Consider the following 21,867-nt stretch of genomic DNA (forward strand, 5'->3'; position numbering starts at 1 on the left):
CATTGGGTGAAGAGGCCAACGATCAAGGACATCGCGGCGGCGGCAGGGGTGTCCAAAGGAGCAGTGTCGTTGGCGTTGAACGGACGCTCCGGCGTGTCCGAGTCGACGCGGTCGCGGGTGCTGGGGGTCGCCTCGTCGCTGGGGTACCGGCCGTCGGTCACCGCTCGGGCGCTGTCGTCCGCGTCCGCCGACGCGGTGGGGCTGGTGCTGGTGCGGCCGCCTCGTGCACTGGGGGACGAGGCGTTCTTCTTCCAGCTGATCGCCGGGATGCAGTCCGAGATGTCCTGCGCCCTGTTGCTGCAGGTGGTCTCCTCCCGTGAGGAGGAGATCGCGTTGTACCAGCGGTGGTGGGCCGAGCATCGGGTCGACGGGGTGTTCCTGGTTGATCTGCTGGTGGCGGACCCCAGGGTCGAGCTGATGCCCTCGCTCGGGTTGCCGGCCGTCGTCGTCGGTGGGGCCGGGCACCACGGGGCGCTCGCCTCGGTCTGGGCAGATGACTACGCGGCCATGACCTCCGTTGTGGAGCACCTGAAAGCGTTGGGGCATCGGCGGATCGCCCGAGTGGCCGGGCTGGCCTCGTTGTTGCACACGGTCCGGCGGGATTCGGCGTTCGCGTCGTCCGTTGTGGACGGTGTGGTGGTGGCCGGGGACTACACGGCCGAGTCCGGGGCTCGCGCCACGCGGGAGTTGCTGGGGATGGCCGAGCCGCCCACGGCGATCGTCTACGACAACGACGTGATGGCTGTGGCTGGTGCCGAGGTGGCCGCAGATCTCGGGATTGCCGTGCCGTCCGAGTTGTCGATCGTGGCCTGGGACGACTCGGTGCTGTGCCAGCACGGGCGGTTGACCGCGCTGTCGCGGGACACGTTCGCGTTCGGGGCCAGGGCGGCCCGGGCACTGGTGGCCGTGATCGACGGGGCTTCGCCGACCGACGTCGAGGACGTGTTGCCCGAACTGGTGGTGCGGGGGAGTTCCGGGCCGGCGCCCGCGGTGTAGGTGGGGTGGCGGCACCCCACCCACGTGTCAGGTCAGCGAGGCGACCTGGTCGCTCACCACTTGAGCCGCTGCCGACACCAAGGCCGTCACCGCGGGGTTCGTCGAGTTGTCCTGGCGCCAGCCGAACTGCGTGTAGACGCGGAACGTCGAGGACCAGGGCAAGCGGACCAACCTGCCGTCGGCCAGTTCCGCGGAGACGGTGACCTCCGGCATCAGGGCGATGCCCAGGCCCGAGGCGACCGCTCGTTTGGCGGCGTCCACCGAGTCCAGTTCCAGAACCGGGGCGCGGGTGTCGTCGTAGCCGAGGGAGTGTTCGAACAGCTCGTGGTACGAGGCGCCGTTCTCCGCCCGGATCAGGGTGCTGCTGGTGATGTCGTCCTCGGTCAGCGACTGGCGCTGGGTGAGCATGTGGTTCGGGCCCGCGACCAGGACCAACGGCTCAGGGCAGAGGACCGTGGTCTCCAGGCCCTCGCGCGGTTCGATGGCGCCGATGAAGAAGGCGCAGTCGAGTTGGCCGTCGCGCACCGAGTTCAGGTTGTACAGGGCGTTGCGCGAGTGCAGCGAAAGTTGAACCGACGGGTAGCGCCAGCACATGTATTCGATGAGCGGTAGCAGACGGTAGTCGGTCAAACTCTGTGCGGAACCGATGACGAGTTTGCCGTGCGGCTCGCCGTTCATCGTGATGGCTTTTCGGGCCTTTTCGGTGAGGTTGATGATGTTTCGCGCGAACGGGAGGAGTTCCACGCCCGCGGACGTCATCTGGATACCTCTGGGGAGGCGCCGGAAAAGGACGACGCCGAGGCCCTCCTCCAGTGCCTTGATGCGGGTGGTGATGGTCGGCTGCGAGCAGTTGAGCGTGGCAGCGGCCTTGGTGAAGCTTCCTGTCTGAACCACGGTCGTGAACGCGAGAAGCTGGCGTGTCTCCATCAGGCGGATCCTCGGGCTGAAACGGTGCGACGACTTTTTCTCGTTCGTTCCCGTGGTCCTGTTACGGATGGTGCGGGAGCAGTAACGCTACCTGTCCGGTGCGGAGGCCAGATTGGTGCTTATGGAGTCATCTTGATCGGTCGCGAAAGGCGGCTACGGCCGAAAGAGTGAAATTGTGCCGAGCGCTTTGACGGGCCGTAGCTGGGTGACTCTTTTCAGTTAAGCCTTTCGCCAGGCGAACAAAACAACGCCGAGTAGAGCGGTGGCGAGCAGGCTGAAGGAAGTTTCCGGCATGCGGATCCCCCAGGATCACGGTCGAAGACCCCATAGGGCCAAATGGCCGCAGGGAGGTCAGGGGGGAGGAGTCCGTCGCCGGCCCAAAGCGGGGTGGCGGCGGTCACAGTGCGGGTCTCGCCTAGACTCGCTGGGAATCCGGGCGTCCCGAAGCGGCGATACCGGCTGTCTTGCACGTTCTTGTTCGTATCGAGGAGTCCACGTTGAAGAGCACCGTCGAGCACCTGAGCCCGACGAGGGTCCGGATCAACGTCGAGGTGCCGTTCGACGAGCTCAAGTCGAACTTCGACCAGGCGTACCGGAAGCTCGCGAAGCAGGTCCGCATCCCCGGCTTCCGTCCTGGCAAGGCCCCCGCCAAGGTCCTGGAGAACCGCATCGGCCGCGCCCCGGTGCTGGACGAGGTCATCCAGGAGGCGATCCCGGCCAAGTACCTGGAGGCCGTCAACGCGGGTGAGGTGCGCACGCTCGGCCGTCCCGACTTCGAGGTCACCAAGATCGAGGACGGTCAGACCCTCGAGTTCACCGCCGAGGTCGACGTCCGTCCCGAGATCACCGTGCCCGCCTTCGGCGAGCTCGCCGTGACGGTCGACGAGCAGGAGGTCAGCGACGAGGACGTGACCACCCAGCTCGACGAGCTCCGCGCTCGCTTCGGCACGCTGACCGGTGTCGCCCGCCCGGTCGAGACCGGCGACTTCGTCATCGTCGACCTGTCCGCGACCGTCGACGGCGAAGAGGTCGAGGAGGCCCGCACCAGCGGCCTGTCCTACGAGGTCGGCTCCGGCCAGCTCGTCGAGGGCATCGACGACGCGCTCGTCGGCGCGGCCGAGGGCGAGACCAAGACCTTCAACACCACGCTCGTCGCCGGTGAGCACGAGGGCCGCGAGGCCGAGGTCACCGTCGTGCTCAGCAGCGTCAAGGAGCGCCAGCTCCCCGAGCTGGACGACGAGTTCGCGCAGCTCGCCAGCGAGTTCGACACGCTCGACGAGCTCAAGGGCGACCTGCAGACCCGCCTGGCCCGCGTCAAGAAGATGCAGCAGGGCGTGCAGGCGCGCGACAAGGTCCTCGAGGCGCTGCTGGAGACCACCGAGGTCCCGCTGCCCGAGGGCATCGTCCAGGGCGAGATCGACGCCCGCAAGCACGACGCCGTGCACGCCTTCGACCACGACGAAGCGAAGTTCGGCGCGTGGCTGACCGAGCAGGGTCAGTCGGAGGAGGAGTTCGACGCCGAGCTGCGCAAGGCCGCCGAGCAGGCCGTCAAGACGCAGCTGGTGCTCGACTCGATCGCCGACGCCGAGCAGGTCACGGTGTCCGACGGCGAGCTGACCGAGCGGATCATCTACCAGGCCCAGCGCTTCGGCATCAGCCCGGACGAGTACGTCAAGCGCGCGCAGCAGTCCGGTCAGCTCGGCGCGATCTTCGCCGACGTCCGCCGGGGCAAGGCGCTCGCGAGCGTCGTGCGCCAGGCCGAGGTCAGCGACTCGACCGGGCAGAAGCTTGACCTCGACGAGCTCTTCGGCGAGACCAAGTCCGATGAGGACGGCCAGGAGTAGCGAAGACCGAGTTGCTCGCCCTTCCCCCGCGAGTGGGCGAGCTCCGGAAATACAGCTGATAGCGAACGCGGGCGGTGTCGGGCATCTGACGCCGCCCGCCTTCGTTAAGGTCGATCGCAGAGAGTTTTCGCTTCCAGATTCGTTCCACCTGGAGTTAGGCAGGCAGACGTGACGCAGCACTCCTTCCCGACCCCCGAGATGCGGTCGGCCACCGCCGGGATGAACCTCAACGACTCGGTGTACGAGCGGCTGCTCCGCGAGCGGATCATCGTCCTGGGATCACAGGTCGAAGAGGGCATCGCCAACCAGATCACCGCGCAGCTGCTGCTGCTGGCCGCTGAGGACCCCGAGAAGGACATCACGCTTTACATCAACTCGCCGGGTGGTTCCGTCACGGCGGGCATGGCCATCTTCGACACGATGCAGCTGATCCAGCCGGACGTGGCCACGTACGCGATGGGCCTCGCGGCCTCGATGGGGCAGTTCCTGCTCTCGGCGGGTGCGCCCGGCAAGCGCCACGCGCTCCCGCACGCCCGGATCCTCATGCACCAGCCGTCGGCCGGTGTCGGCGGTACGGCCGCGGACATCGCGATCCAGGCGGACATGCTGACGCGCACCAAGCGCGAGATGGCGGAGCTCATCGCCGAGCACACCGGCCAGACGCTCGAGACCGTCACCCGCGACTCCGACCGCGACCGCTGGTTCACGGCGCAGGAAGCGCTGGAGTACGGCTTCGTCGACAGGGTCGTCACCAGGGCCCAGCCCGTCGGCGACTCGAACAACTGACGTCAGCTAGGAGACTTCAAGTGAGCCAGTTCCACCTGCCTCAGTCGCGGTACGTGCTGCCGTCGTTCGTCGAGCGCACCAGTTACGGCATGAAGGAGTCGAACCCGTACAACAAGCTCTTCGAGGAGCGCATCATCTTCCTCGGCGTGCAGGTTGACGACGCTTCGGCCAACGACGTCATGGCGCAGCTGCTGGTGCTCGAGTCCGAGGACCCGGACCGCGACATCCTGATGTACATCAACTCGCCGGGTGGTTCGTTCACCTCGTTGATGGCCATCTACGACACCATGCAGTTCGTCCGCCCGGACATCCAGACGTACTGCCTCGGCCAGGCGGCCTCCGCGGCGGCCGTGCTGCTGGCGGCTGGGTCGCCCGGTAAGCGCCACGCACTGCCCAACGCGCGAATCCTGATCCACCAGCCTTCGATGGAGGGCGCGTACGGTCAGGTTTCCGACCTGGAGATCCAGTCGAACGAGATCCAGCGCGTGCGCCGCCTGATGGAATCCACCCTCGCGCGGCACACGAACCGGACGGCGGAGGAGGTTCGCGAGAGCATCGAGCGCGACCGCATCCTGACGGCCGAAGAGGCCAGGGAATACGGCATCGTCGACACGGTGCTGCCCTACCGCAAGCTTTCCGCCAAGTCCTGACGGGCGACGGTGGGTGAGGTGCACTCGCGAGAGCGCTAGCCTCGCCCGCCGCCCGGTGTTCGTCTGGGGACACTCCAGGCCCCGGGCCTTGTCCCGGTGGCTGGGAAAATCCCCAGCCCTCGGGCATCGTGCACCCACCCGACACGCCGATGTGACCGGATGTCCGGCCTGATCGGCGCGTCGGGGGACGCGGGTCCTCCCCTGAAACGGGGTCGGCCAGGTACCGTCAGGAGAACGGGCTCAGCACCCACAGCCAGTGGGACTGCCACAGCAAGTCAGCAGGCGCACTACAGCAGGTGTGCGCCGGAGGGGACATAGGTCAGCGGTCATGGCGCGTATCGGTGACGGCGGCGACTTGCTGAAGTGCTCTTTCTGCGGAAAGAGCCAGAAGCAGGTGAAGAAACTCATCGCCGGCCCCGGCGTCTACATCTGCGATGAGTGCATCGATCTCTGCAACGAGATCATCGAGGAGGAGCTGGCCGAAGCCGGCGACGTGAAGCTCGACGAGCTGCCGAAGCCCGCCGAGATCCACGAGTTCCTCGACCAGTACGTCATCGGACAGAGTGACGCCAAGCGCACCCTCTCCGTCGCCGTCTACAACCACTACAAGCGCATCCAGGCGGGCGACCGCGGGCGCGAGGGTCGTGACGACGGCGTCGAGCTGGCGAAATCGAACATCCTGATGCTCGGCCCGACGGGCTGTGGCAAGACCTACCTCGCGCAGACGCTCGCGAAGATGTTGAACGTGCCGTTCGCCATCGCGGACGCGACAGCGCTGACGGAGGCCGGGTACGTCGGTGAGGACGTCGAGAACATCCTCCTGAAGCTCATCCAGGCCGCCGACTACGACGTGAAGCGCGCCGAGACGGGCATCATCTACATCGACGAGGTCGACAAGATCGCTCGAAAGAGTGAAAACCCGTCGATCACGCGCGACGTGTCCGGTGAGGGCGTGCAGCAGGCACTGCTGAAGATCCTGGAAGGCACCACCGCCTCGGTGCCCCCGCAGGGCGGCCGCAAGCACCCGCACCAGGAGTTCATCCAGATCGACACGACGAACGTGCTGTTCATCGTGGCCGGTGCGTTCGCGGGTCTGGAGAAGATCATCCAGGACCGCGTCGGCAAGCGGGGTCTGGGCTTCGGTGCCGAGGTCCGCTCCAAGGCCGAGGTGGAGTCGTCGGACTTCTTCGCCGACTCCATGCCGGAGGACCTGATCAAGTTCGGCCTGATCCCCGAGTTCATCGGGCGTCTGCCGATGGTCGCCTCCGTCACGAACCTCGACAAGCCGTCGCTGGTGATGATCCTCACCGAGCCGAAGAACGCACTGGTGAAGCAGTACCAGAAGCTCTTCGAGATGGACGGCGTGGAGCTCGAGTTCACCAAGACCGCGCTCGAAGCGATCGCCGACCAGGCGATCCTGCGCGGCACCGGTGCTCGTGGCCTCCGGGCGATCATGGAAGAGGTCCTGCTCCCGGTGATGTACGACATCCCGAGCCGCACGGACGTCGCCAAGGTCGTCATCACCGAGCAGACGGTGAAGGAGAACGTGAACCCGACCATCGTGGCTCGGCAGCCCTCGCGCCGGGAACGCCGGGAGAAGTCCGCGTAAGTGATCTTCTTGGACCGGCCCCGGCAACTCGTTGCCGGGGCCGTTCTTCGTTCTAAGGTGGAACCATGTCGCTGCCTCACGTGCTTTTGCTCCACGGCTACACCGGTTCCGGCCCTGGCCACTGGCAGCGCTGGCTGGCCCAGACGGTGTCCGAGCACGGCGGCCTCGCCGACATGCCGCACTTCAGCAGCCCGGAGGCGCCCGACCGCGACACGTGGCTGCGCGAACTCGACACGCACCTCGAAGCGCTGCCCACCGACCGTGAACGGGTCGTCGTGGCGCACTCGCTCGGCTGCTACCTCTGGCTGCACCACGCGGCCCGCGAGTCCATCGCCCACGTCGACCGCGTGCTGCTCGTCGCCCCGCCGGCGCTGGACCACCCGGAACCGGCCATCAAGTCGTTCTTCCCGGCCCCGCTCGACCCGGCGAACCTGCGCCGCGCCGCCACCGAGACCCGCCTGATCGCGGGCGAGGGCGACCCGCACTGCTCGATGCAGGCCGCGAAGGAGCTCGCCGAGGCGTTGCGGATCGAGATCGACGTCCTGCCGGGCGCCGGGCACGTCAACATCGACGCGGGCTACGGGGAGTGGCCGGCGGTGCTCAAGTGGGTGCGGTCGAAGACGGTGCCGCTCTCACCGCGCTAGGTCCTCGCAGGGAAGGGCCTGGACATCACTTCCTGGGGGGAACGTGATCGAACTGCAGGGGCTGATCGACGAACACGGTGTCGTCGGCGCCCAGTTCGCCGTGCTGGTCGACGGTGAGATCACCGACGTGGCCGCCGGTGTGCTGAACGCCGGCACGCGCGCACCGGTGACGACGGAGTCGCTCTTCCAGATCGCGTCGATCACCAAGGTCTGGACGGCGACGCTCGTCCAGGAACTGGTGAACGAGGGCAGGCTCGACCCCGAGGGTCCGGTGCGCGACGTTCTGCCGGGCTTCCGGCCGCTGATCACCCCGCGCCACCTGCTGACCCACACGTCGGGCATCGACGGTGACCACTTCCACGACACCGGCTCGGGTGACGACGCGGTCGAGAAGTTCGTCGCACGGCTGGCCGATGCCCCACAGATCGCGCCGCCGGGTGAGACGTGGTCGTACTGCAACAGCGGCTTCACCGTGCTCGGCCGGATCGTGGAAGTGTTGCGCGGCAAACCTTTCAACACCGTCCTCAAGGAACGGTTGGCGGCACCGCTGGGTCTCACCGTAGCGACGACCTACGCGGAACGCACCGCATCGCACGCCGTCGGGCACGAGGACGGACGGCCGGTGACTGATCCGGGCCCGGAGTCCGACTTGCCTGCGGGGTCGGCACTCGCGATGAGCGCGCGGGACCTGCTCGCGTTCGCGCGCATGCACCTGGCGACGCCGGCGTTCGCGGTGATGCGCGAGCCGCAGGTTCTGTTGCCGGACTTCGGGAATCACGCTTCGTGGGGCCTGGGCTGGGAACTGCCGGGCTACTCCGGCGGCCCGGTGATCGGCCACCACGGCGCGAACAGGGGCCTGGCCTCGTTCCTGCGGATCGCACCGGAACGCGGGATCGCGGTCGCCCTGCTGACCAGCGGCGGCGGGGCCCGCGAAGTGTTCGACGACATCATCGACAACGTCTTCAGCGAACTCGCGGGCGTGCGCAGGCCGGAGCCACCGACGCCGCCCGGAACGCCCGGACCGGTGAGCGAGCGCTTCCTCGGCACCTACCGCTGCGCCGACCACGAAGTGGTTGTCACGCAAGCAGATCACGGCCGCGTGCAGGTCGACCTGGACGACGACGTGCGCGAGTTCGTGGCTCTGCGCGACGACGCCTTGATCGCCTTGGAGAGACCGCACACCGTGCTGGTGCTGAAGGGCGATCTGTTGCACTTCGGACGGGCTGCCGCCCGAACCTGAGAACTCCTGGGGGAGAAACATGATCAAGCTGGACGAACTGATCGAGGAACACGGCGTCGTGGGCGCCCAGGTCGCCGTACTGCACAACGGCGAAATCGTCGACATGGCAGCAGGTGTGCTGAACAACGTCAGCGGCGAGAAGGTGACGACGGACTCCATCTTCCAGATCGGGTCGATCACCAAGGTCTGGACGGCGACGCTCGTCCAGGAACTGGTGAACGAGGGCCTGCTGGACCTCGACCGCCCGGTGCGCGACGTGCTGCCGGAGTTCAAGCTCGCCGACGAGCAGGCCGCGCGGATCATCACGCCACGGCACCTCCTCACCCATACCGCGGGCTTCGAGGGTGATCTCTTCCACGACACCGGCAACGGTGATGACATGCTGGCGAAGTACGTCGAGCGGATGGCGGACGCACGGCAGCAGGTTCCGCCCGGTGAGCTCTACACGTACTGCAACAGCGGCTTCACGCTGCTCGGCCGGATCGTGGAAGTGTTGCGCGGCAAGCCCTTCCGCGTCGTCCTGAGGGAACGCCTCATCGAGCGGCTCGGCCTGCGCACCGCGGCCGCGAGCCACGCCGAGTACGCCGCCCAGACGTGCGCCACAGGACATCCGGGCAAGGAACCCAAGCCCGCCGACAAGCTGATGGCCGAGGGCGACACTCCGGCTGGAACAGTGCTCGCGATGAGCGCGCGCGACCTGCTGGAGTTCGTGCGGATGCACCTCGGCACCAGCGAGTTCGACGCGATGCGCGCCCCGCAGGTCGTGCCGCCCGACTTCGGGCACGGCGGCAAGCAGGGGCTCGGCTGGGCGCTGCACGACTACGCAGACGGCGTTTCCGGTATGGGCCACACCGGATCGACCCTGGGCTTCCGGGCCTACCTGCGGGTGGTCCCGGAAGCCGGACTCGCGATCGCGGTCCTCACCAACGGCGGCGAGGCCCTGCCGCTGGTGCGCGCGGTCTACGAGAAGGTGTTGGGCGACCTGGCGGACATCACCCTGCCCGGTCTGCCCACGCCTCCGATGATGCCGGTGCCGGTCGACGTCGAGAGGGTCGTCGGCGTCTACCGGTCCACCGGGCTGGAGGCGCACATCACCGAAGGCGACGGGGGCCGGGTGACGCTGCGGTACGTGGCCCTCGACCCCGACTGGAAGTCCTTCGTCGACGAGGACGAACACGAGTTCACTGGGCTGCGTGACGACGCGCTGATCGCCGTCGAGGAGGAGGGCGGGTACCACGCGGTGGTCGTCCTGTGTGGACGTGACGAGCAGGACCGGGTGAAGTGGCTGCACTGGGGCCGTGCGGCCGTGAGGGTCTAGACGGCGCGCTTCGCGTACTTGGCGAGGAACTGCACGACGTCGGGCGTCACCTTCCGGTACAGCCCGTCGTCGTGCCCGCCACCCTTGACCGCGCTCGCCTCGGGCCGTACCTCGCGGATGAACCGCCGGGTGCCCTCGATGAACCTGTCGCGGTCGCCGATCCACACGCCCAGCGCGGTCGGTCCGGTGGACTTCAGGTGGCGCAGCGGGTCGAGCGACGCCCACTCGCCCTCGTTCTTGAACGCACGCCGCTTGGCCATCTCGGGCCACGCCGTGATCAGGCCGGGGGAGATGACCGCGGCGGCCGCGATCGGGTCGCCGCGTTCGGCCCTGCGCCTCGCGTAGAGCAGCGAACCGAAGCCGCCCATCGACACGCCCGTCACCGCGAACGGTTCGCCGTAGCCACGTTCCTTGAGCCAGCGAGGGACCTCGTCGAGCAGCATCGCCATCGGGTCGTCGCCGGGGACGTTCTCGTGCCAGTAGTTGTTCCCGCCGTCGACCGCGACGAAGCCGAACGCCGGCACCGAGCCCTTCGCGACGGCGGCGGCCAGGACCTCGGTCAGGTTGCCCACGGGCGCGTGCCTGGCGTCGCCGTGCAGGCCGTGCAGGAGGATCGACATCGGCAGGCCGCGGGCGTTCGCGCCGGGCGGGAGGTAGAAGGCGAGGGTGACCTCGCGGTGGCGGGCGGCCGAGTACACGCGTTCGAACCGGATGGCCGGCTTCGCGGTGGACGTGGCCCGTACCTTGTCCGCCGTCGCGATCTGCCGTTCGACGGTCTCGGACGACGACACGTACGTCACGACGCCGGTGGCTGTCGCGACGACCACGCCGACCGCCGCAAGGAGGGTGCGGCGGCTGTACCTCGGTTCCCCCATGCTCACCTCATCGCGCGGGCACCGTTCCTCGTTTCCTTCTCAGAGGACGGAACGCGCGCGTAAGGAAGACAGTTCCTCACCCGAATAGCCCAGCCACGTCAGCACGGCGTCATTGTGCTCGCCGAGGGCGGGCACCGCACCCGGTGACCACTCGAAACCGGCCACCGGCGGCGGCAGCATCCGCGCCGTTCCGCCGGGAACCCGCACGTCAACCCATGTGTCGAGCTGCGGATGGGTGGGCAGGTCGGTGATCGGGCGGGTCAGTGCGGCAGGCACGTCGACGGCGTCCAAAGTGGTCAGCAACTCAGCTGCCGTGAGGCTCGAGAACGCCTCTTCGAGAAGCTTCTGCAGCTCCGCGCGGTGCTCCACCCGGGACGCCACTGTGGCGAACCTCTCCTGCGAAGCGAGCCCGATCAGGCCGCACAGCCGTTGCCACTGCCCGTCGTTCTGCACGGCCAGGTGCACGGCGCCGTCCGCGCAGGCCACCGGCCCGTACGGCGCGATGCTCGGGTGGTGCGCGCCCGAGCGCGGGGCCGCGCCGCCCGTGCCGGCGGCGTAGAGCATCGGCTGGTGCATCCACTCGGCCATCGCTTCGAAGAGTGACAACCGCAGCCGCACGCCTTCGCCCGTCCGGCCGCGTTGCAGCAACGCCGCCAGCACGGCGGCTTGGAGCTGGACGCCCGCCGCGATGTCCGCGACCGAGATGCCGGCGCGGGCCATCACGTCGCCCTCGCCGGTCAGCGACACCAGCCCGGCCTCGGACTGCACCAGCGCGTCGAACGCCTTGCGGTCCGCGTACGGGCCGTCCCAGCCGTAGCCGGACAGCTCACCGACGATCAACGCCGGCGGCAGCTCCAGCGCCAGCCGCTGCCACACCCGCGGCGACAGGTTGCACAGCAGCACGTCCGCCCGTGCCACGAGCCGGTCCAGCACCTCACGGCCGTCGGGGTGGTTGATGTCCAGCGACACCGACTCCTTGCCGGCGTTCGTCCACGCGAAGTACGACGACACCTCGCCGCACGACGAGTCGTAGTGGCGCGCGAAATCGCCGGTGCTGGGCCGTTCGACCTTGATGACCCGCGCGCCCAGATCGGCCAGCAGCCGCGTCGCGTACGGCACGGCGACGGCCTGCTCCAGGCTTACCACCACGACGCCGTCAAGCGGTCTCAACCACGCGCTCCCCACCGGTGTAGATGTTCATCGAGTCACCGCGCAGGAAGCCGACGAGCGTCATGCCCTGCTCCTCGGCCAGCTCGACCGCGAGCGACGACGGCGCCGACACCGCCGCCAGCACCGGGATCCCGGACATCGCGGCCTTCTGCACCAGCTCGAACGAGGCCCGCCCGGACACCATCAGCACCGCGCCGCGCAACGGCACCAGGTTCTGCAGCACCGCCCAGCCCAGCACCTTGTCGACGGCGTTGTGCCTGCCCACGTCCTCGCGCACGACCAGCAGCTCACCGTCGACGAACAGCCCGGCCGCGTGCAGCCCACCGGTGCTCTCGAAGACCTTCTGCCGTTCCCGCAGCGCGTCCGGGAAACCCGTCAGCGCCTCGGGCGTGATCCGCACCTCGTCCAGGGCGGGGGAGTAGCGGGTCTTGAGCTTCACCGCGTCCAGCGCGCCCTTGCCGCACACCCCGCACGACGACGTGGTGTAGAAGTTCCGCTCCACCCCGATGTCCGGCGGCGGCACGCCCTCGGCCAGCGCGATGTCCAGCACGTTGTAGGTGTTCAGCCCGTCCGGCCCGGTGCCCTCGCAGAACCGCGCGATCGAGATGTCCTCGGACGACCCGATCACGCCCTCGCTGAGCAGGAAGCCGTGTGCGAGCTCGACGTCGTGGCCGGGCGTGCGCATCGTGACCGCCAACGCCTTCCCGTTGACCCGCAGCTCGAGCGGCTCCTCGGCGGCGAGCGCGTCGATCTTGCGGCGCCGACCGCTCGGCGACACCTGTTCGACCGCTCGGCGCACCGTCACTCGGCCCATGTGCACATCTCCTTCGGACCGCTATGTTCCCCACCGACCAGGCTACGTGGGAGGGATTCCGGGGCATGGACGACGTCGTGATCGTGGGGGGCGGCCACAACGGGCTGGTGGCGGCCGCGTACCTCGCCAAGGCGGGGAAGTCGGTCAGGGTGCTGGAGAAGCTGCCGCACGTCGGCGGGGCGGCGGTGAGCGCCTCACCGTGGGAGGGCGTCGACGCCCGGCTCTCGCGCTTCTCGTACCTCGTCTCGCTGCTGCCCGACCGGATCGTGTCGGATCTGGGGCTGAAGCTCGCGTTGAAGTCTCGTTCGGCCTCGTCCTACACGCCGAACGGCAAGGGCGGGCTGCTGGTCGAGCGTTCGCCGGGCGAGGCGACCGTGAAGTCGTTCGAGGCCGTGTGCGGGTCGCTCGACGACTGGGAGCGGTGGCAGCGCTGGTACGCCGATCTGGAGCTGATGGCGCAGGTATTGGCGCCGACCCTGCTGGAACCGTTGGTGTCGCGGGAACATCTGCGCGTGCGTGTCGACGCGGTGGTGCGCGGCCGGTTGTGGGAGCAGGTCTTCGAACGGCCGATCGGCGCGACGCTGCAGGAGCTGTTCGACGACAACCTGGTGCGCGGCGTCGTCGCCACGGACGCGTTGATCGGCACGCACTCGTCGCTGCATTCGTTGCGCGCCAACAAGTGCTTCCTCTATCACGTGATCGGCAACGGGACCGGGGAGTGGAAGGTCCCGGTCGGCGGCATGGGCGGGGTCACCGCCGAGCTGGAACGGGTCGCGCGCGAGGCCGGTGCGCGGATCGTCACCGGCGCCGAGGTCACGTCCGTCGAGTCGGACGGCAGGACCGCCTCGGTGACGTACGGGGACGAGACGGCCGAGGCCCGGTTCGTGCTCTCGAACGTGGCCCCGTCGGTGCTGGGACGGTTGCAGGGCAGGGAGGTCCACGACGCTCCCGGGTGCCAGTTGAAGATCAACATGCTGCTGCGCAGGCTGCCCGAGCTCAAGTCCGGTGTCGACGCGCGGCTGGCGTTCGCCGGCACGTTCCACCTCGACGAGTCCTACGACCAGCTGGAGACCGCGTACCTGGAGAGTGCCGCCGGTCAGGTGCCGTCGGTGCTGCCGGGCGAGATGTACTGCCACTCGCTGACCGACCCGTCGATCCTGGGGCCGTCGCTGCGGGGTCACGAGACGTTGACGCTGTTCGGCCTGCACCTGCCGGCGTCGTTGTTCGAGGGCCGCAACACCGAGTTGCGCGACGAACTGGTGCGGCGCTACCTCGACCAGCTCAACGCCCACCTAGCGGAGCCGATCCAGGACTGCCTGGCCGTCGACGCGCAGGGCAACCCGTGCATCGAGGCGCGCACCCCGCTTGACCTGGAGGAGGAGCTCGGCTTGCCGGGCGGCAACATCTTCCACGGCGAGCTCGACTGGCCGTTCGCCGAGACCGGCGAGCAGGTCGGCAAGTGGGGCGTGGAGACCGACGTGGACAACGTTTTCGTCTGCGGTGCGGGCTCCCGGCGCGGCGGCGGAGTCAGCGGCATCGGCGGCCACAACGCCGCGCGGGCGGTCCTCGAAGCTGGCTAAGACATTTTTGATGACACTCCGCGTCATCTCTGGTTACAGTTGCCGACGTGGGGGACTTCTACGGGATCGCGGAGATCGCCGACGCCATGGGGCTCAGTCGGCAGTTGGTCGCTGTCTGGCGCAAACGGCGCTCGCACGGCATTCCCGAGCCGGACGCGGAACTCGCGTCCGGCCCGATCTGGCGGCGCGAGACGGTCGAGCCGTGGATCGAACGCACGCGCGGCCGTCTGGGGCTGGCGGGCACGCGGGAGTCCGCGAGCAGGAGCCTTCGGCTGCGCACCTGCCGCCGCGTGCTGCGGCTGGCGGCGTTGATGCTGGAGGAACCGCAACGGCCGCGCGTGCTCAACGAGGCCGCGGACCAGCTGCGCGACCTGATCCACGAGGTCGACCAGTCCGCGGACGACGTCGTCGGCGCGCTGCTGCGTGAGCTCATCGAACCCGTGCGCGACCCGAACGTGCCTGCGGAGTTGTTGCGGGTGCCGGTGATCGAGTCGCTGCCGCTGGTCACGGCCGTCGCGCGCAACTCGCCGGACTGGTGACCGCTACCTAAGGACCTGTATATCAAGGAACCTTGCTAAAGGTTCCTTGATACGCGTACCTTGGTGTCATGACCGAGGCTCCGATCACCGATCCCAAGACTCTCCGGGCGCTCTCGCACCCGTTTCGGTGGAAGCTGCTCCAGTTGCTCACCGAGGAGGGGCCACGCACCGCGACCCAGTGTTCCGAGGTGCTCGGTGAAAGCGTGGCGAGCTGCTCCTATCACCTGAACATGCTGGCCAAGTACGGCTTCGTGACCGAGGTCGAGGGGCCCGGCAGGCAGAAGCCGTGGAAGATCGTTCCCAAGCGCCAGTCGATCTCTTCGGAAGGTCTCGAGGGTGAGACGGCGATGGCGGCCGAGGCGGCGGCGATGGCCTACCTGGACCAGGAGTTCGAGCGCACGCGGACCCGTCTGCGGCAGCGTGAGCACCTGCCGCAGGAGTGGCGCGAGGCGGTCGGCACCGAGGGCACGGTCAAGTTCATCACCGCCCAGGAGGCCGTCGAGTACCTGGCGGAGTTGCGGGCCCTGCTGGACAAGTACGACGAGCGCCGGCTGGACCCCGCGCTGCGGCCGGAAGGTTCGCGGCCGGTCAGGTTGTTCCTGAGTCACACGGTCGCACCCGACTAAACCGATCGAGGGAGATTCGCCATGTTCTCGCACCATGATGCGTTTGCTATCGCGAAGTACCGGCAGCAGGAGTTCGAGGCCGACGCGGCCGCGCGCCGGCTCGTCAAGGAGTCCGACACCGTTGCGGCCAAACCCGAACGACGCCGGTTAAGACTCTTCGTCCGGGTCCGGCACGCGTAGTTCAGGCGACGGGTTCCAGCCGCACGATCACCGACTTCGAGGTCGGCGTACCCGAGATGTCCGCCTTGGAATCCAGTGGCACCAACGGGTTCGCCTCGGGGAAGTACGTCGCCACGCACCCGCGCGCGGTCGAGTAGGAGACGATCCGGAACGACTCGGCGCGGCGTTCGACGACGCCCGTCGGGTCGTCCTTCCACTCCGACACGATGTTCACCATCTGCCCGTCCTCGAACCCCAACGCCTTGACGTCGTCCGGGTTCACGAACACCACACGACGGCCGTCCTTCACGCCGCGGTAGCGGTCGTCCAGGCCGTAGATCGTGGTGTTGTACTGGTCGTGGCTGCGCAGCGTCTGCATCAGCAGCCGGCCCTCGGGGATCTCGATGACCGTCAGTTCGTTCGGTACGAAGTTCGCCTTGCCGGTCGCCGTCGCGAACTCCTGCGAGTCACGCGGCGGGTGCGGCAGCACGAAACCGTCGGGCTGACGCACGCGCGTGTTGTAGTCGGTGCAGCCCGGCACGACGCGGGAGATGTGTTCGCGGACGACGTCGTAGTCCTTCTCGAACTCCTCCCACGCGACGGGGTGCGAGGCGCCGAGGGTCTTGCGCGCGAGACGGCAGACGATCGAGATCTCGGACAGCAGGTGCTCCGACGCGGGCGTCAGCCGGCCACGTGAGCGGTGCACGACCGACATCGAGTCCTCGACCGTGACGAACTGCTCGCCCGAGTGCTGGACATCGCTCTCGGTGCGGCCCAGCGCGGGCAGGATCAGCGCGGTGCGGCCGTGGACGACGTGCGAGCGGTTGAGCTTCGTGGAGACGTGCACCGTCAGCGAGCACTGCTCCAGCGCCTTCTCGGTCACCAGGGTGTCCGGGGTGGCGCTGACGAAGTTGCCGCCCATCGCGATGAACACCTTGCCGCGGCCGTGGCGCATCGCGTTGATGGCGTCGACGGTGTCGAAACCGTGCTTGCGCGGCACGGAGATGCTGAACTCGCTCTCCAGTGCCTGCAGGAACTTCTCCGGCATCTTCTCGTAGATGCCCATCGTGCGGTCGCCCTGCACGTTCGAGTGGCCGCGCACCGGGCACAGGCCCGCACCCGGCTTGCCGATCATGCCGCGCAGGAACATGACGTTCGTGATCTCGCGGATCGTCGGCACGCTGTGCTTGTGCTGCGTGAGGCCCATGGCCCAGCACGCGATCGTGGCCTTCGAGTCGACGAACATGCCGGCCACGCGGGTGATCTGCTCGCGGGTCAGGCCGGTCGCGGTGAGCACGCCGTCCCAGTCGAGTTCGCGCACGCTCTCCGCGTACTCCTCGAAGCCGTGCGTCTTCGCCTCGATGAACGTCTTGTCGAGCTTGTCCCACTGCAGCAGCAGATGCCCGATGGCCTGGAACAGCGCCTGATCGCCGCCGACCCTGATCTGCACGAACTCGTCGGACAGCGCCGTGCCCCTGCCGACCAGCCCCGCGACATTCTGCGGGTTCTTGAACCGCATCAGGCCCGCTTCCGGCAGCGGGTTGATCGCGATGATCTTCGCGCCGTTCTTCTTCGCGTCCTCCAGCGCGCTGAGCATGCGCGGGTGGTTCGTGCCGGGGTTCTGGCCGATGACCACGATCAGGTCGGCGAGGTCGAAGTCCTTGATGGACACCGAACCCTTGCCGATGCCGATCGTCTCGTTGAGCGCCGAGCCGGACGACTCGTGGCACATGTTCGAGCAGTCCGGGAGGTTGTTGGTGCCGAACGAGCGGACCAGCAGCTGGTAGAGGAACGCGGCCTCGTTGCTGGTGCGGCCGGAGGTGTAGAAGATCGCCTCGTCCGGGGACGACAACGCTGTCAGCTCGTCGGCGATGAGCGTGAACGCGTCGTCCCAGCTGATCGGTGTGTAATGCGTCGCACCCGGCTTGAGCACCATCGGTTCGGTGAGCCGGCCCTGCTGGCCGAGCCAGTAGTCCGTCTTCGTCCGCAGGCTCTCGAGGGAGTGCTCGGCGAAGAACTCGGGCCCGATTCGTCGTTTGGTGGCTTCCTCCGCGACGGCCTTCGCGCCGTTCTCGCAGAACTCCGCCATCTTGCGGTGGCCCTGCGGTTCGGGCCACGCGCAACCAGGACAGTCGAAACCTTCACGCTGGTTGAGCAGTCGCAACGTCTTGACCGTGCGCCCGACACCCATCTGCTCGACCGCGCGGTCGAGCGACACGAGCACGCCGGGAATACCCGCTGCCCAGGTCTTGGGGGTGCTGACTTCGAGCGCGGACTCGTCGACGTCGTGCTGCGGGGGCTTGCTGCTCATACGTCCATTGTTCGCTGATCGACGTCGGCGCCGCCAGCGCCCCCGAAGAACGCGGCGGCGTCGCCCGTCACGGGCCCCAAGGGGTTGAACGGTCCGTGACGGTCAATTGTGATCGCCGTCACTGCGTCCCGGCACCTCTGAAAGAGTGATCAGTTGCACGTGTTCTCGGTCGGGACCTCTCCGCCGGCGGTGAAGTACTTCTTGTCGTCGTTCAGAGGGCTTCCCACCTGCTTGGGAGGCTCGATGAACTGCGGCCCGAGGAAGCCCTCCGCGAGCGCCTGACACGCGATCGAATACCGGTGGCCGCGTGCATCCGTCGGCCACAGCCCTTCCGGCGTGACCGTGTACGTGATCTTCTCGCGGACGGCGGCGATCATCTCCATCTGGTCGACGAGCTTCTTCGGGTCCGGCGGCTCGAACGCGTACGCGAACACGTAGTCCGCGGTCACGGTCTGGTGGCCGTCCTTCTCGCCGAGCGCCATCGTCCCGGACACCCTGATGCCGTTCGGGAGCAGCTTCGTGCCCGGCTTGAGCCGGGTGGTCCAGTTGTGCAGGTGGGCGGAGACCTGCTCGCGTGCCCCTGGCGCCAGCAGCGCGAGGTACCGGTCGGGCTTGAGTTCGCTGATCGTCGCCGGTTCCAGACGCGCCGCGATGAGCGCCTGCCGGACCTGCTCGAACGCCGGGTCGGTGGACGGGAGGACGATGCCCCGCTCGCCCTCGGACCACTGCTCCGCGTGCGTGCCGGCGAAGGGCTGTTCGACGTTGACGCCCGAATAGGGCAGGTTCAGGTTCGGCGCGTCCGGCGGCGAGACGTTGTCGAACGTCCCCGCCCGGTTCAGGCCGAACACCACCGCGCCGACGGTGACCAGCGCGATCACCGCGATGATCTTGCCGCGGTGCCTGCGCGCCCGCGCCTGCCGTCTTTGCCTGCGGACCTCCCGCTTGGCACGTCTGTTCGCGCCGCGGATCCAGGCGGAGTCCTGGAGGTCCGGGTGGTCCTCGATGCCGTAGTGCACGTTCCCCCCATGTGATCGGCGGACATCATTGATCACGGGGGTGAGCGACGCCGATGGCTTGGTCCAGATTGTCGCCGGGCCGTTATCAGGTATCTCGTTTCAAGTCGAGACCCCGGGCTCCGTAGACTTCTCGGCTGTGACTGAACTCGACACCGCAACCCAGCGTCCCGACCTCCCCGCCGCGTGGACTCCGGCGGAGGTAGAGGCGGAGCTGTACCAGCGGTGGGTCGACCGGCGGTACTTCGAGGCGGACGTCAAGAGCGACAAGCCGCCGTTCACGATCGTGCTGCCCCCGCCGAACGTCACCGGCAGCCTGCACATGGGCCACGCCATGAACCACAGCGTGATGGACGCGCTGTCGAGGCGCCGCCGCATGCAGGGCTACGAGGTGCTGTGGCTGCCGGGCATGGACCACGCCGGCATCGCGACGCAGAACGCCGTCGAGCGCGACCTCGCGAAGCAGGGCCTGTCGCGGCAGGACCTCGGGCGCGAGAAGTTCGTCGAGCGCGTCTGGGAGTGGAAAGAGGAGTACGGCGGCAAGATCCTCGACCAGATGAAGCGGCTCGGCGACGGCATCGACTGGTCGCGTGAGCGCTTCACCATGGACGAGGGGCTGTCGCGCGCCGTCCAGACGATCTTCAAGAAGATGTACGACGACGGCCTGATCTACCAGGCCGAGCGGATCATCAACTGGTGCCCGCGCTGCCAGACGGCGCTGTCGGACATCGAGGTCGACCACAGCGAGGACGAGGGCGAGCTCGTCTCGATCCGTTACGGCGACGGGGAGAACTCGATCGTCGTCGCGACCACGCGCGCCGAGACGATGCTGGGCGACACCGCGGTCGCCGTCCACCCGGACGACGAGCGCTACCGGCACCTCATCGGCACCGAGGTGGAACTGCCGCTGACCGGCCGCCGCATCCCGATCGTCGCCGACGCGCACGTCGACCCGAAGTTCGGCACGGGCGCCGTCAAGGTCACGCCCGCCCACGACCCGAACGACTTCGAGATCGGCCAGCGCCACGGCCTGCCGAACCTCACGGTCATGGACGGCCGCGCCACGATCACCGCGAACGGCCCGTTCCTCGGCCTCGACCGGTTCGAGGCGCGCCCGGCGATCGTCGCCGCGTTGCGCGCGGAGGGCCGGATCGTCGCGGAGAAGCGGCCGTACGTCCACTCCGTCGGGCACTGCTCGCGGTGCAACACGGTCGTCGAGCCGCGCCTGTCGCTGCAGTGGTGGGTCAAGGTCGAGACCATCGCCGAGGCCGCGTCCGCCGCCGTCCGCGACGGTCGCACCAAGATCCACCCGGCCGAGCTGAACAAGCGGTACTTCGACTGGACCGACAACCTGCACGACTGGTGCATCTCGCGTCAGCTGTGGTGGGGCCACCGGATCCCGGTCTTCTACGGCCCGAACGGCGAGGTCGTCTGCGTCGGACCGGACGACGAGGTGCCCACCGGTGAGGGCTGGCGTCAGGACGAGGACGTCCTCGACACGTGGTTCTCCTCGGGCCTGTGGCCGTTCTCGACCCTGGGCTGGCCGGAGTCCACTGAGGACCTCAAGAAGTTCTACCCGACCTCCGTTCTGTCGACCGGCTACGACATCCTGTTCTTCTGGGTCGTCCGGATGATGATGTTCGGCCTGTACGCGATGGACGAGGTCCAGCCGTTCGACCACGTCTTCCTGCACGGCCTGATCCGCGACCAGTACGGCAAGAAGATGTCGAAGTCCAAGGGCAACGGCATCGACCCGCTGGACTGGATGGAGCGCTACGGCGCGGACGCCACCCGGTTCACGCTGCTGCGCGGCACGAACCCCGGTTCGGACATGGCCGTCGCCGAGGAGTGGGCGGCCGGTTCCCGCAACTTCACCACGAAGCTGTGGAACGCCACCAGGTTCGCGCTGGCCAACGGTGCGACGGTCGCCCGTCCGCTGCCGGCCCGCGACGAGCTGACGGCGGCCGACCGCTGGATCCTCGACGAGCTCGACGCGCTGGTGTCCACTGTGGACTCCAATTTCGAGGCGTTCCAGTTCTCCCGCGCCTGTGAGGCGCTGTACAGCTTCACGTGGGACGAGTTCTGCGACTGGTACCTGGAGATCGCGAAGGTCCAGATCGCGGACGGCCGCGCCGAGGCCACGCAGTCGGTCCTGGGCCACGTCCTCGACGTCGTGCTGCGCCTGCTGCACCCGGCGATCCCGTTCATCACCGAGACGCTGTGGACGTCGCTGACCGGCGGCGAGTCGCTCGTCGTCGCCGACTGGCCGAAGGTCTCCGGCGCCGAGCGGGACGCGGACGCGGCGGCCGAGGTCGAGGGCCTGAAGAAGCTCGCGACCGAGATCCGCCGGTTCCGTTCCGAGCAGGGCCTCAAGCCGGGCCAGAAGGTCGCGGGCAAGGTCCGCGGCGCGTGCTGCGTCGGCCTGACCGACCAGGTCCCGTCGGTGCGCGCGCTGACGCGCCTGACGGAGCCGGGTGAGGAGTTCACCGTCTCCGCGACGCTGGAGGTCGGCCTGCCCAAGGGCGCGGTGAAGGTCGAGCTGGACCTGTCCGGCACGATCGACGTCGCGGCCGAGCGCAAGCGCCTCGCGAAGGACCTCGCGGCGGCGCAGAAGGAGCTCGAGGGCACGACGAAGAAGCTGGGCAACGAGGCGTTCCTCGCCAAGGCGCCCGCCGAGGTCAAGGCCAAGATCGAGGAACGCAAGGCCGTCGCCGAGTCCGAGATCGCCCGCATCAACGAGCGCCTGGCCGCGCTGTAATTTTTTAT

19 protein-coding genes are annotated in these 21,867 nt (G+C 68.2%); 13 read left to right on the plus strand and 6 right to left on the minus strand.

What is annotated here, in order from left to right; genetic code table 11:
- The first annotated feature begins 6 nt into the window (after window positions 1-6).
- Complete coding sequence (locus IG04_RS0126300) at window positions 7-996, plus strand: LacI family DNA-binding transcriptional regulator (RefSeq protein WP_030479392.1); 990 nt, start codon at window positions 7-9, stop codon at window positions 994-996.
- 27 nt (window positions 997-1,023) lie between these two features.
- Here IG04_RS0126300 and IG04_RS0126305 read toward each other — a convergent pair whose 3' ends face one another.
- On the minus strand, window positions 1,024-1,923 hold the full coding sequence (locus IG04_RS0126305; protein WP_030479393.1) for a LysR family transcriptional regulator: 900 nt from the start codon (window positions 1,921-1,923) through the stop codon (window positions 1,024-1,026).
- Between the two features lie 497 nt (window positions 1,924-2,420).
- On the opposite strand from IG04_RS0126305, the gene tig reads away from it, so the two are divergent.
- The 7 genes from tig to IG04_RS0126340 all read left to right on the plus strand — a co-directional run bounded on the left by tig (window position 2,421) and on the right by IG04_RS0126340 (window position 10,014).
- A complete protein-coding gene (gene tig / locus IG04_RS0126310; RefSeq protein WP_030479394.1) occupies window positions 2,421-3,767 on the plus strand; it encodes a trigger factor in 1,347 nt (448 codons plus the stop codon).
- A gap of 198 nt (window positions 3,768-3,965) precedes the next feature.
- On the plus strand, window positions 3,966-4,553 hold the full coding sequence (locus IG04_RS0126315; RefSeq protein WP_030479395.1) for an ATP-dependent Clp protease proteolytic subunit: 588 nt from the start codon (window positions 3,966-3,968) through the stop codon (window positions 4,551-4,553).
- 20 nt (window positions 4,554-4,573) lie between these two features.
- The gene (locus tag IG04_RS0126320; protein WP_030479396.1) at window positions 4,574-5,203 is read left to right on the plus strand and encodes an ATP-dependent Clp protease proteolytic subunit; all 630 of its coding nucleotides are present in this window, start codon (window positions 4,574-4,576) and stop codon (window positions 5,201-5,203) included.
- 328 nt (window positions 5,204-5,531) lie between these two features.
- Window positions 5,532-6,812, plus strand: coding sequence for an ATP-dependent Clp protease ATP-binding subunit ClpX (clpX, locus tag IG04_RS0126325; protein WP_030479397.1), 1,281 nt, complete (start codon window positions 5,532-5,534; stop codon window positions 6,810-6,812).
- Window positions 6,813-6,877: 65 nt separating this feature from the next.
- Entirely contained in the window at window positions 6,878-7,456 is a 579-nt protein-coding gene (locus tag IG04_RS0126330; protein WP_030479398.1) for an RBBP9/YdeN family alpha/beta hydrolase, read from the plus strand.
- A gap of 43 nt (window positions 7,457-7,499) precedes the next feature.
- Entirely contained in the window at window positions 7,500-8,696 is a 1,197-nt protein-coding gene (locus IG04_RS0126335) for a serine hydrolase domain-containing protein (RefSeq protein WP_051770721.1), read from the plus strand.
- Window positions 8,697-8,715: 19 nt separating this feature from the next.
- On the plus strand, window positions 8,716-10,014 hold the full coding sequence (locus IG04_RS0126340; protein ID WP_030479400.1) for a serine hydrolase domain-containing protein: 1,299 nt from the start codon (window positions 8,716-8,718) through the stop codon (window positions 10,012-10,014).
- On the opposite strand, the gene IG04_RS0126345 is transcribed toward IG04_RS0126340, so the two are convergent.
- Genes IG04_RS0126345 through fdhD form a run of 3 tightly spaced genes read right to left on the minus strand, consistent with a single transcriptional unit; the run spans window position 10,011 to window position 12,873 of the window.
- The gene (locus tag IG04_RS0126345; protein WP_030479401.1) at window positions 10,011-10,889 is read right to left on the minus strand and encodes an alpha/beta hydrolase; all 879 of its coding nucleotides are present in this window, start codon (window positions 10,887-10,889) and stop codon (window positions 10,011-10,013) included. The two genes, IG04_RS0126340 and IG04_RS0126345, sit on opposite strands and share 4 nt — an antisense overlap.
- 39 nt (window positions 10,890-10,928) lie before the next feature.
- Entirely contained in the window at window positions 10,929-12,059 is a 1,131-nt protein-coding gene (locus tag IG04_RS0126350; RefSeq protein WP_030479402.1) for a CaiB/BaiF CoA transferase family protein, read from the minus strand.
- The gene (gene fdhD, locus IG04_RS0126355; RefSeq protein ID WP_030479403.1) at window positions 12,046-12,873 is read right to left on the minus strand and encodes a formate dehydrogenase accessory sulfurtransferase FdhD; all 828 of its coding nucleotides are present in this window, start codon (window positions 12,871-12,873) and stop codon (window positions 12,046-12,048) included. The genes IG04_RS0126350 and fdhD overlap by 14 nt, the downstream gene beginning before the upstream one ends.
- A gap of 65 nt (window positions 12,874-12,938) precedes the next feature.
- On the opposite strand from fdhD, the gene IG04_RS0126360 reads away from it, so the two are divergent.
- The 4 genes from IG04_RS0126360 (at window position 12,939) to IG04_RS46700 (ending at window position 15,798) form a co-directional block, all read left to right on the plus strand.
- Window positions 12,939-14,453 carry a phytoene desaturase family protein gene (locus tag IG04_RS0126360; protein WP_030479404.1) on the plus strand — a complete coding sequence of 505 codons (1,515 nt, stop codon included), beginning with the start codon at window positions 12,939-12,941 and terminating at the stop codon, window positions 14,451-14,453.
- A gap of 47 nt (window positions 14,454-14,500) precedes the next feature.
- The gene (locus tag IG04_RS44270; RefSeq protein ID WP_051770725.1) at window positions 14,501-14,992 is read left to right on the plus strand and encodes a hypothetical protein; all 492 of its coding nucleotides are present in this window, start codon (window positions 14,501-14,503) and stop codon (window positions 14,990-14,992) included.
- A 68-nt stretch (window positions 14,993-15,060) separates the two neighbouring features.
- Window positions 15,061-15,618, plus strand: coding sequence for a winged helix-turn-helix domain-containing protein (locus IG04_RS0126370; protein ID WP_030479406.1), 558 nt, complete (start codon window positions 15,061-15,063; stop codon window positions 15,616-15,618).
- Window positions 15,619-15,639: 21 nt separating this feature from the next.
- Window positions 15,640-15,798, plus strand: coding sequence for a hypothetical protein (locus IG04_RS46700; RefSeq protein WP_157513006.1), 159 nt, complete (start codon window positions 15,640-15,642; stop codon window positions 15,796-15,798).
- A gap of 1 nt (window position 15,799) precedes the next feature.
- Here the strand turns inward: IG04_RS46700 and IG04_RS0126380 are convergent, their stop codons facing one another.
- Window positions 15,800-18,088 (minus strand): FdhF/YdeP family oxidoreductase, encoded by a 2,289-nt coding sequence (locus tag IG04_RS0126380; protein ID WP_030479407.1) that lies wholly within the window; start codon window positions 18,086-18,088, stop codon window positions 15,800-15,802.
- 149 nt (window positions 18,089-18,237) lie between these two features.
- Window positions 18,238-19,104 (minus strand): hypothetical protein, encoded by an 867-nt coding sequence (locus IG04_RS0126385; RefSeq protein WP_030479408.1) that lies wholly within the window; start codon window positions 19,102-19,104, stop codon window positions 18,238-18,240.
- A 136-nt stretch (window positions 19,105-19,240) separates the two neighbouring features.
- Between IG04_RS0126385 and IG04_RS0126390 the strand changes: the two genes are divergently transcribed.
- Window positions 19,241-21,859 (plus strand): valine--tRNA ligase, encoded by a 2,619-nt coding sequence (locus IG04_RS0126390; protein WP_030479409.1) that lies wholly within the window; start codon window positions 19,241-19,243, stop codon window positions 21,857-21,859.
- Window positions 21,860-21,867 lie beyond the last annotated feature (8 nt).

It is taken from the genome of Lentzea albidocapillata, from assembly GCF_000719115.1.
Taxonomy (GTDB): Bacteria; Actinomycetota; Actinomycetes; order Mycobacteriales; family Pseudonocardiaceae; genus Lentzea; species Lentzea albidocapillata.